Source organism: Nocardia amamiensis (genome assembly GCF_015477605.1).
Taxonomy (GTDB): Bacteria; Actinomycetota; Actinomycetes; order Mycobacteriales; family Mycobacteriaceae; genus Nocardia; species Nocardia amamiensis_A.
Map to the genome: position 1 here is coordinate 1 of NZ_JADLQX010000253.1, position 366 is coordinate 366.

Annotated in this window: 1 protein-coding gene; it reads left to right on the forward strand. The window is 32.8% G+C overall.

Annotated features, from left to right (window positions below; all coding sequences use genetic code 11):
* Positions 1-123 precede the first annotated feature (123 nt).
* Positions 124-240, forward strand: a complete 117-nt coding sequence (locus IU459_RS40315) for a hypothetical protein (RefSeq protein WP_369123112.1) — start codon at positions 124-126, stop codon at positions 238-240.
* The last annotated feature ends 126 nt before the right edge of the window (positions 241-366 follow it).

A 366-nucleotide genomic window follows, 5' to 3' on the forward strand; every position in this document is an offset into this window, starting at 1 on the left:
AACCAAGTCCTAGAAGAATTAAAGAATAAACATGCAGAGACAAACAACACAGTTACTGAAATTTAAAACACTCTAGAAGGAATCAATAGCAGAATATCTGAAGCAGAATAATGAATCAGTGAGCTGGAATATAAAATGGTGGAAATAACTTCTGAAGAGCAGAATAAAGCAAAAAGAATGAAAAGAACTGAGGATAGTCTCAGAGACCTCTGGGATAATATCAAACACACCAACATTTGAATTATAGGGGTCACAGAAGAAGAAGAAAAAAAGAAAGCGTATGAGAAAATTTTTGAAGAGATTATAGTTGAAAATTTCTCCAACATGAAAAAGGAAATAGTCAATGAAGTCCAATAGGTGCAAAGA